This is a genomic window from Pseudomonas sp. CM25 (genome assembly GCF_013179705.1).
Lineage (GTDB): Bacteria > Pseudomonadota > Gammaproteobacteria > Pseudomonadales > Pseudomonadaceae > Aquipseudomonas.
The window spans coordinates 1-9,305 of sequence record NZ_JABMCW010000224.1 but is presented as its reverse complement, the minus strand read 5'-3'; the positions used below and the strand labels follow the sequence as shown (position 1 = coordinate 9,305).

The following is a 9,305-nucleotide window of genomic DNA, read 5'->3' as shown; positions in this document are numbered from 1 at the left end:
GGCGAGCTTGAGGATGTCCTGCGGGGACTTGTTGGCATAGGTCGCGGCCAGGGCGGCGACGTCGAAGGGTAGGCTCATCAGGCGGTTTCCATCTTGGCTGTGGCGCTGTGCGCTCGTAGTGGGGTGATGGTAACAAAAAAACGCGGGCCAGACGGACTCACAGGCCCTGCAGCGTCTGCATCAGCACCCGTACCTTGGCGATCGATTCTTCATACTCGGCCTGCCACTCGGAGTCGGCCACTACTGCACCGCCACCCCAACAGCTGACCTGCCCGTCCTTGACCAGCAGGCTGCGAATGGCAATCGAGCTGTCCATTTCGCCACGCACGTCCACATACAGCAGCGAGCCGCAGTACAGCGCTCGGCGCGCAGGCTCCAGCTGGTCGATGATCTGCATGGCGCGGATCTTCGGCGCACCGGTGATCGAGCCGCCGGGGAAGCTATCGCCGATCAGGTCCAGGGCGTCCTTGTCGCGGGCCAGCCGGCCGGTGATGCTGCTGACCAGGTGGTGCACATTGGGGTAGCTTTCCAGGCTGAACAGCTCTGGTACCTTCACCGAGCCGATCTCGCAGGTACGCCCAAGGTCGTTGCGCAGCAGGTCGACGATCATCAGGTTTTCCGAGCGGTCCTTGGGGCTGCGTAGCAGCTCCTGGGCATTGCGGGTGTCTTCCCCCGGGTCGCTGGCGCGCGGGCGGGTGCCCTTGATCGGCCGGGTTTCCACCTGGCCCTGGCTGACGCGGATGAAACGCTCGGGAGAAAAGCTCAGCAAGGCGCTGCCGTCGGCCAGTTGCTGGTAGCCCGAGAGCGGCGTAGGGCAGGCGTGGCGCAGTGCCTTGTAGGCCTGCCACGGGTCGCCCTGGCAGCGGGCGCGAAAGCGCTGGGTAAGGTTGATCTGATAGCAGTCGCCAGCCTCGATGTAGCGTTGTACCTGGTCGAATGCAGCCTTGTACTGCTCGGGCTGCAGGTCGCCCGCCATCGGGGCGAGCAGCCGGAAGGCGCCGCTCTGCGTCTGGTCGCTGGCTTGGAACAGATTGATCAGGCGGTCGCGTTCTTCACTTGCCAGGCTTGGATGGAACACCAGTTGGCTGGTGCCGTACAGGTGGTCGCTGACCAGTGCCCAGGCATACAGCCCCAACTGTGCGTCCGGCAGGCCGAGGTCGTCCACGGCCAGGCTTGGCAACTGCTCCAGGCGGCGGCCGAAGTCGTAGCTCAGGTAGCCGATCAGGCCGCCGGCGAACGGTAGTTCGCAGCCTTCGGGCAGTTGCGCGTGGCCCAGTTGCGCCAGGCCGGCGCGCAGGCGCTGGAGAAAAACGCGGCCACTTTCATCGGGTTGCGCTTGCAGTTGTTGCAGCGGCCAGGCGCTGAGCAGGTCGAAGCGGCCGCGCTCGGCGCCGGGGCGGGCGCTGTCGAGCAGGATCGCGCCGGGGGCCTGGCGCAGGCGAGCGAAATAGGCGGCAGGGTCGGGCTGGTAGGGCAGGGGGTAGAGCGTACAGGTCGGCATCAGTGTGGACGGCGATGTAAAAGCGAGGAGGGCGATTGTAGACCTGTGCAGGAAAAGCGCCTAGCACTGGGCGCGACATTCAACATTGTGTTTGCCCCGAGGGGCCGCTGTGCGGCCCATCGCCGGCAAGCCAGCTCCACTGGTGCGGCGGAGCTCTCAGGGGCATGCGGTCCCTGTGGGAGCTGGCTTGCCGGCGATGGGCTGCAAAGCAGCCCCGGCAATTCAGCGGCCAGGCACGTGCCCGAACAAGCCCTGAGCTACCCGTACCCGCTGCTCGGCATCCTCGGTTACCCCATCCTTGGCCAACGCTTCGATGTGCGCCTCGACGGCATGGGTGCGCTGGGTCAGCCCGCAGTCGTTGGCAATCTGGATGTTCAGCCCCGGGCGGGCGTTCAGCTCCAGAATCAATGGGCCTTTTTCCTGATCCAGCACCATGTCGACACCGATGTAGCCCAGGCCGCACAGCTCGTAGCAGCCGGCGGCCAGCTTCATGAAGCCGTCCCAGTTCGGCAGCTGCACGCCATCTACTGCGTTGGTGGTGTCCGGGTGCTTGCTGATGATGTTGTTCAGCCAGGTACCGCGCAGGGTCACGCCGGTGGCCAGGTCGACACCCACGCCGATGGCACCTTGGTGCAGGTTGGCCTTGCCCCCGGACTGGCGGGTCGGCAGGCGCAGCATGGCCATGACCGGGTAGCCCATCAGCACAATGATGCGAATGTCCGGCACGCCTTCGTAGCTGATGCTCTTGAAGATCTGGTCGGGGGTGACGCGGTACTCGATCAGCGCGCGGTCGCGGTGGCCGCCCAGCGAGTACAGGCCGGTGAGGATGCTGGAGATCTGGTGCTCGATTTCCTCGTGGCTGATGATCTTGCCCGACACCGTGCGGTAGCGGTCCTCGAAGCGGTCGGCGATCACCAGGATGCCGTCACCGCCAGCGCCCTGCGCCGGCTTGATGACGAAATCGTTGCGCCCGCCAATGATCTGGTCGAGTTTTTCGATCTCTTTTTCGGTCTCGATGATGCCGTACATTTCCGGCACATGGATGCCGGCCGCCAGGGCTCGCTCCTTGGTGATGATCTTGTCGTCGACGATCGGGTACAGGTGGCGCTTGTTGTACTTCAACACGTAGTCCGCGTTGCGCCGGTTGATACCCATGATGCCCCGGGCCTCCAGGGCTTTCCACGTCTTGATCAGGCCAAACATCAGGCGTCAGCCTTCTTCAGGAATGCCTTGAAGCGCACCAGCTCGGTCAGGCGGTAGCCGCGGTAGCGACCCATCGCCAGCATGAAGCCCACCAGAATCAACAGCACCGCCGGGAAGGTGAATACGAAGTAGACCAGCTCCGGCACCATCATCAGCAGGTGCGCCACGGAGGCGGCGAACAGGGTGCCGATGGCAACTTTCATGGCATGGCCGCCACCACGCTCTTCCCAGGTGATCGACAGGCGTTCGATGGTCATGGTCAGGATCACCATCGGGAACAGTGCCACCGACAACCCGCGCTCAAGGCCCAGCTTGTGGCTGAACAGGCTGATGGCGGCGATCAGTACCACGACGAAGGTCAGCACCACCGACAGGCGCGGCAGCATCTGCAGCTTGAGGTGTTCCAGGTACGATCGCAGTGACAGCCCCAGGGCGGTGATCACCGTGAACAGCACGATACCGAAGCCCAGCTGGGTCTCGCGGAAGGCCAGGGCGATCAGCACCGGGGTGAACGTACCCAAGGTCTGCAGGCCGATCAGGTTGCGCAGTACCAGAATCACCAGCACGCCGATCGGGATCATCACCATGATCATGAAGGTTTGCTGGGTTTGCAGCGGCAGGCTGTACAGCGAGTACTCGAGGAAGTCGGCGTCGGTGTTCTCGTCGGTCAGCTTGGCCAGGCGGATGGCGTTCATCTCGCTGTTGTTCATGCTGAAGGTGACGTTGGCCTTCTTGCCGCCATCGACGGTGATCAGGTTGTCGTCACCGGTCCACCACAGCAGGCGGTCGCTGGGCAGGCCCTGCTCGCCGGTGTCCGGGTTGAAGTACAGCCAGTCGTTGCCGTTGAAGCTGCGCAGCCACAGTTCCGGGGTTTGCGGAGTATCGGCGACCAGGCGAATGGTGTGCACTTTCTCCATCGGCACATGGGCGATGGACAGCAGCAGGTCGATGACCTGGGCCTTCTTCATGGCCGAGGTGTCGCCGGCCAGCAGCAGCTTGACGTTGTCGTCGTTGAGGTTGTTGACCCGCTTGATGGTCTCGCTGACGAAGGTCTCGACGTCGGCGGAGTGCTGACGGATCGGCGCCATCAGGGCCTCGGCGGCGATCTTCTCAGGACCCTCGACGGCCAGGCTGTCGCGGAATGTGGCGCCTTTGACCGTGGTCTTCTCGTTGCTGTAGCGCTTGGTCAGCACCAGGCGGTAGTAGAGGGTCTGGTTGCCGTTGGCGCGGCGCGCCGACCAGGTCACCTTGCGGTTGCCGTCGGCACGATTGACGCTGACCCCGTAGTTGTTGGAGATGAAGCTCTCGTTGAGGCTGACGTAGTCGCGGTTCAGCGGCGGCACGAACATCTGCACCTTGACCGGGTCCTTGGTGCTGGCCACGAACTCGACCTTGGCGTCGATGTTCCACAGGTCGTCGGTCTCGTCCTCGGTCACCGGGATGCCGAGGAAGAAGATCTGATAAGCCGTGACCGCCACGCCCAGCAACACCAGTACGGTGATCAGGACTTTCAGATGGAGGGTAAGAGAGCGCATCGGGGTTACTCTGCTTTGGGAGCGTCGGTGGCACAGGCAGGTTTGCCGGCCGCGTATTTAAGGCTTGGGTCGACCAGCGCGTCGAAGTGCTTGAGCGCCTCGGAGCCGATCAGCAGCGGAAACTGGAACGCGCTGCGGTCGGTGAGGTTGACTTCGATGGTGCGCATGGCCTGGCCCATGCAGATTTCCAGTTCGATGACCGGGCGCGCCGTGTAGGCCTTGCCGGATTCTGCGTCATAGTCGCCGGCGCGGCGCTTGATCTTGCTCACGCGGGCCAGCGGGCGCTCGATCGGGTGCGAATGGGCGGCATCGATGGCCAGGTAGAAGCGCACCCAGCTTTCGCCGTTGCGCTTGAAACGCTTGATGTCGCGGGCACTGAGCGAGGCGGTCTTGGCGCCAGTGTCGAGCTTGGCCGCCACTTCCAGGTCCAGGTCGCCCAGGCGGGCGTATTCGTTGAGACCGTACACGGTCTTGCCCGCAGCCTGGCCAAGGGCCGGCAGCAGGGTGAGGCATAGCAGCATTAAAACGGGTGTAAGTCTCATATTCCGGGCGCGGTGCTGTGCAAGGTTCAGGGCAAGGCGACTGGCAACTACTGCGCAAGCTTCCTCGTTCATCTGTCAACAATCATGGCTGGATGACAGACAGGCTATCCATACTCCGTCGGAGGCGCGGCATTCTATCACGCCGACGTCTTGACGCCAGCGGTGCGCGATCTGACAGCGCAACCGTGGCGTTAGTTCGCCCTTAGACGATTGTCGACAATATTCATTTTTTCTTTGACTGCGGCCGCCGTTTTCGCTAATTTCTGGCAAAGAGATTTTCAAGGTGTCGACAATATGCAGGGCCTTTCTACCCCCACCCCGGTGCTGACAGACGAAACGGAAACGTTGTCCGAAAACGTCTTCCGACGCATTCAGGCGGCTATCGTCAAGGGTGAGATCGCCCCCGGCAGCAAGATTTCCGAGCCGGAGCTGGCGCGCACCTATGGCATCAGCCGTGGCCCGTTGCGCGAAGCCATCCACCGCCTCGAAGGCCAGCGCCTGCTGGTGCGCGTGCCGCATGTCGGTGCGCGGGTAGTGTCGCTCGACCACGCCGAGCTGATCGAGCTGTACGAGATCCGCGAGTCGCTGGAGGGCATGGCCTGCCGCCTCGCTGCCGAGCGCATGAGCCAGGCCGACATCGACGAATTGCGCCGGGTGCTCGACACCCACGAACGCGATGCCGCCTTCCAGGCCGGCCTGGGCTACTACCAGCAGGAAGGCGACTACGATTTTCATTACCGGATCATCCAGGGTAGCGGCAACCAGACCCTGGTCAAGATGCTCTGCGGCGAGCTTTACCAACTGGTGCGCATGTACCGCATCCAGTTCTCCGCTACGCCCAACCGGCCGCGCCAGGCCTTTGCCGAGCACCACCGCATTCTCGATGCCATTGCCGACCGTGATGGCGAACTGGCCGAACTCCTGATGCGCCGCCACATCGGCGCGTCCAAGCGCAATATCGAGCGTCACTACATGGACGCCCACAACAACAGCCCACGAGGTGAGAAATGACTCTGAAGAGCACCCCCGGTCAGCGTTTCCGCGATGCCGTTGCCGCTGAACATCCGCTGCAGGTGGTTGGCGCCATCAATGCCAACCATGCCCTGCTGGCCAAGCGCGCGGGCTTCAAGGCCATCTACTTGTCCGGCGGCGGTGTGGCCGCAGGCTCGCTGGGCCTGCCAGACCTGGGCATCAGTGGCCTGGACGACGTGCTGACCGACGTGCGTCGCATCACCGACGTGTGCGACCTGCCGCTGTTGGTGGACGTCGACACCGGCTTTGGCGCGTCGGCCTTCAACGTTGCCCGTACGGTGCGCTCGATGTGCAAGTTCGGCGCTGCCGCGATCCATATCGAGGACCAGGTTGGTGCCAAGCGTTGCGGGCACCGCCCGAACAAGGAGATCGTCACCCAGCAGGAGATGGTCGACCGTATCAAGGCCGCCGTCGATGCCCGCACCGACGACAGTTTCGTGATCATGGCGCGCACCGACGCCCTGGCCGTCGAAGGCCTGAACGCCGCCTTGGACCGCGCCGCCGCCTGCATCGAAGCGGGCGCCGACATGATCTTCCCGGAAGCCATCACCGAGCTGCAGATGTACAAGACTTTTGCCGACAGGATGAAGGCACCGATCCTGGCCAACATCACCGAGTTCGGCGCCACGCCGCTGTACACCACCGAAGAGCTGGCCTCGGTCGACGTGTCACTGGTGCTGTACCCGTTGTCGGCGTTCCGCGCCATGAACAAGGCCGCCGACAACGTGTACACCGCGCTGCGCCGCGACGGCACGCAGAAGAACGTGATCGACACCATGCAGACCCGCATGGAGCTCTACGATGCCATTGGCTACCACGCCTTCGAGCAGAGCCTCGATGCGCTGTTTGCCCAGAAGAAAGGCTGACAGTTCCGTTTGTCGCTGCTGCGACCGGCCCTTTCGCGGGTGAATCCACGAAGGGGCCCGCCCAGGTTTCAATTATTAGCCAGATTTCCATAACAAATTCAAGAAAGGAGAAACACCATGGCCGAAGCAAAAGTACTCAGTGGCGCAGGCCTGCGCGGTCAGGTGGCTGGCCAGACCGCGCTGTCGACCGTGGGCCAGGCCGGTGCCGGGCTGACCTACCGGGGTTACGACGTGCGTGACCTGGCAGCCGCTGCCGAATTCGAGGAAGTGGCCTACCTGCTGCTGTATGGCGAGCTGCCGACCCAGGCCGAGCTTGCCGACTACAAACACAAGCTCAAGGGCCTGCGCGACCTGCCCCAGGCACTGAAAGAAGTGCTGGAGCGTATTCCGCGTGACGCCCACCCGATGGACGTGATGCGCACCGGCTGCTCGGTGCTCGGCACCCTGGAGCCAGAGCTCACCTTCGAGGCCCAGCGCGACAAGACCGACCGCCTGCTGGCGCTGTTCCCGGCAGTGATGTGCTACTGGTACCGCTTCACCCATCATGGTGTGCGCATCGACTGCAGCAGCGACGAAGACACCCTCGGTGGCCACTTCCTGCACCTGTTGCACGGCAAGAAGCCGAGCGAGCTGCACGTGAAAGTGATGAACGTGTCGCTGATCCTCTATGCCGAGCACGAATTCAACGCCTCCACCTTCACTGCCCGTGTTTGCGCCTCGACCCTGTCCGATCTGTATTCTTGCGTCACCGCCGCCATCGGCTCGCTGCGCGGCCCGCTGCACGGTGGTGCCAACGAGGCTGCGATGGAGCTGATCGAGCGCTTCCAGAGCCCGCAGGAAGCCACCGCCGAATTGCTGCGCATGCTCGAGCGCAAGGACAAGATCATGGGCTTTGGCCATGCCATCTACAAAGAGTCCGACCCGCGCAACGAGGTGATCAAGGGCTGGTCGAAGCAACTGGCTGATCAGGTGGGCGACAAAGTGCTGTACCCGGTATCCGAAGCCATCGACAAGACCATGTGGGAGCAGAAACGCCTGTTCCCCAATGCCGACTTCTACCATGCCTCGGCGTACCACTTCATGGGCATCCCGACCAAGCTGTTCACCCCGATCTTCGTCTGCTCGCGCCTGACCGGCTGGGCGGCGCACGTCTTCGAGCAGCGCGCCAACAACCGCATCATCCGCCCAAGCGCCGAGTATGTCGGTGTCGATCAGCGCCAGTTCGTGCCGATCGAGCAGCGCTGACCGACCGAACCTGTGGGGTGGCCTGTTCCGGCCTCATCGCCGGCAAGCCAGCTCCCACAGGTGTTGCACCGCCCTCGAGGCTTGTGCTGTGCCTATGGGAACTGGCTTGCCGGCAACGGGCCGGAGCAGCCAACACCCACAGGTGTTGCACCGCCCTTGAGGCTTGCGCTGTACCTGTAGGAGCTGGCTTGCCGGCGATGAGGCCGGAGCAGCCGACACATGACAGCGATTGGAAAGCTATCCACGACCGTACCGTGACCGAGCCTGATAATTATGAACACTGCATTCCGCAAGCACCTGCCAGGCACTGACCTGGACTATTTCGATGCCCGCGCAGCGGTCGAGGCGATCAAGCCCGGCGCGTACGCTGGCCTGCCTTACACCTCCCGCGTGCTCGCCGAAAACCTGGTGCGCCGCTGCGACCCGGCCACCCTCGACGCCTCGCTGGCCCAGCTGATCGAACGCAAGCGCGACCTCGACTTCCCGTGGTTCCCGGCGCGCGTGGTGTGCCACGATATCCTTGGCCAGACGGCATTGGTCGACCTTGCCGGCCTGCGGGACGCCATCGCCGACAAAGGCGGCGACCCGGCCGCCGTCAATCCGGTGGTGCCGGTGCAGCTGATCGTCGACCACTCGCTGGCCGTGGAATGCGGTGGCTTCGACCCACAAGCCTTCGAAAAGAACCGCGCCATCGAAGACCGCCGCAACGAAGACCGTTTCCACTTCATCAACTGGACCAAGAAGGCGTTCAAGAACGTCGACGTGATCCAGCCAGGCAACGGCATCATGCACCAGATCAACCTGGAGAAGATGTCACCGGTGGTCCACAGCGACCGCGGCGTGGCCTACCCCGACACCTGCGTCGGCACCGACAGCCACACCCCGCATGTCGACGCCCTGGGCGTGATCGCCATTGGCGTTGGCGGCCTGGAAGCCGAGAACGTGATGCTCGGCCGTGCCTCGTGGATGCGCCTGCCGGAAATCGTCGGCGTCGAGCTGACTGGCAAGCTGGCGCCGAACATCACGGCCACCGACCTGGTGCTGGCCCTGACCGAATTCCTGCGTAAACAGAAAGTCGTCGGCGCCTACCTGGAGTTCCACGGCGAGGGCGCGCGTGCCCTGACCCTGGGTGACCGCGCGACCATTTCCAACATGGCGCCGGAATACGGCGCCACGGCAGCGATGTTCGCCATCGACCAGCAGACCATCGACTACCTGCGCCTGACCGGCCGCGAAGAGCATCAGGTAAAGCTGGTGGAAACCTACGCCAAGGCTACTGGCCTGTGGGCCGACAGCCTGGCCGAGGCGGTCTACGAACGCACCCTGAGCTTCGACTTGTCGAGCGTGGTACGTAACATGGCCGGGCCGTCCAACCCGCATG

The 9,305-nt window shown here is 63.6% G+C and carries 8 protein-coding genes and 1 pseudogene; 4 read left to right on the top strand and 5 right to left on the bottom strand.

The annotated features are described in order from the left end of the window. From HP546_RS20575 to HP546_RS20555, 5 genes and pseudogenes are all read right to left on the bottom strand, one after another. A pseudogene (locus HP546_RS20575) lies at positions 1–78 on the bottom strand (phosphoadenosine phosphosulfate reductase); the annotation flags it as partial. Positions 79–157: 79 nt separating this feature from the next. Then, positions 158–1,501 carry an aminodeoxychorismate synthase component I gene (gene pabB, locus HP546_RS20570; RefSeq protein ID WP_172228879.1) on the bottom strand — a complete coding sequence of 448 codons (1,344 nt, stop codon included), beginning with the start codon at positions 1,499–1,501 and terminating at the stop codon, positions 158–160. Between the two features lie 222 nt (positions 1,502–1,723). Then, a complete protein-coding gene (locus tag HP546_RS20565) occupies positions 1,724–2,704 on the bottom strand; it encodes an alpha-L-glutamate ligase-like protein (protein WP_172228877.1) in 981 nt (326 codons plus the stop codon). Beyond that, entirely contained in the window at positions 2,704–4,239 is a 1,536-nt protein-coding gene (locus HP546_RS20560; protein WP_172228875.1) for an inactive transglutaminase family protein, read from the bottom strand. Before HP546_RS20560 ends, HP546_RS20565 begins: the two co-directional genes overlap by 1 nt. Positions 4,240–4,244: 5 nt before the next feature. Next, positions 4,245–4,781, bottom strand: coding sequence for an ATP-dependent zinc protease (locus tag HP546_RS20555; protein ID WP_019470703.1), 537 nt, complete (start codon positions 4,779–4,781; stop codon positions 4,245–4,247). A gap of 294 nt (positions 4,782–5,075) precedes the next feature. On the opposite strand from HP546_RS20555, the gene HP546_RS20550 reads away from it, so the two are divergent. From HP546_RS20550 to HP546_RS20535, 4 genes are all read left to right on the top strand, one after another. Then, positions 5,076–5,792 carry a GntR family transcriptional regulator gene (locus HP546_RS20550; RefSeq protein ID WP_172228873.1) on the top strand — a complete coding sequence of 239 codons (717 nt, stop codon included), beginning with the start codon at positions 5,076–5,078 and terminating at the stop codon, positions 5,790–5,792. Then, positions 5,789–6,679 carry a methylisocitrate lyase gene (prpB, locus tag HP546_RS20545; protein WP_172228871.1) on the top strand — a complete coding sequence of 297 codons (891 nt, stop codon included), beginning with the start codon at positions 5,789–5,791 and terminating at the stop codon, positions 6,677–6,679. Before HP546_RS20550 ends, prpB begins: the two co-directional genes overlap by 4 nt. A gap of 117 nt (positions 6,680–6,796) precedes the next feature. Further along, on the top strand, positions 6,797–7,924 hold the full coding sequence (prpC, locus tag HP546_RS20540; RefSeq protein WP_172228869.1) for a 2-methylcitrate synthase: 1,128 nt from the start codon (positions 6,797–6,799) through the stop codon (positions 7,922–7,924). Positions 7,925–8,197: 273 nt separating this feature from the next. Continuing rightward, positions 8,198–9,305: aconitase family protein (locus tag HP546_RS20535; RefSeq protein WP_256678508.1), on the top strand; the 1,108-nt coding region annotated here is incomplete at its 3' end.

What these genes read in the sequence shown, in the direction of transcription:
- prpB (WP_172228871.1), top strand. Translation starts at nt 5,789, where the DNA reads ATGACTCTGAAGAGCACCCCCGGTCAGCGTTTCCGCGATGCCGTTGCC.
- HP546_RS20555 (WP_019470703.1), bottom strand. Translation starts at nt 4,781, where the DNA reads ATGAGACTTACACCCGTTTTAATGCTGCTATGCCTCACCCTGCTGCCG.
- HP546_RS20560 (WP_172228875.1), bottom strand. Translation starts at nt 4,239, where the DNA reads ATGCGCTCTCTTACCCTCCATCTGAAAGTCCTGATCACCGTACTGGTG.
- pabB (WP_172228879.1), bottom strand. Translation starts at nt 1,501, where the DNA reads ATGCCGACCTGTACGCTCTACCCCCTGCCCTACCAGCCCGACCCTGCC.
- prpC (WP_172228869.1), top strand. Translation starts at nt 6,797, where the DNA reads ATGGCCGAAGCAAAAGTACTCAGTGGCGCAGGCCTGCGCGGTCAGGTG.
- HP546_RS20565 (WP_172228877.1), bottom strand. Translation starts at nt 2,704, where the DNA reads ATGTTTGGCCTGATCAAGACGTGGAAAGCCCTGGAGGCCCGGGGCATC.
- HP546_RS20550 (WP_172228873.1), top strand. Translation starts at nt 5,076, where the DNA reads ATGCAGGGCCTTTCTACCCCCACCCCGGTGCTGACAGACGAAACGGAA.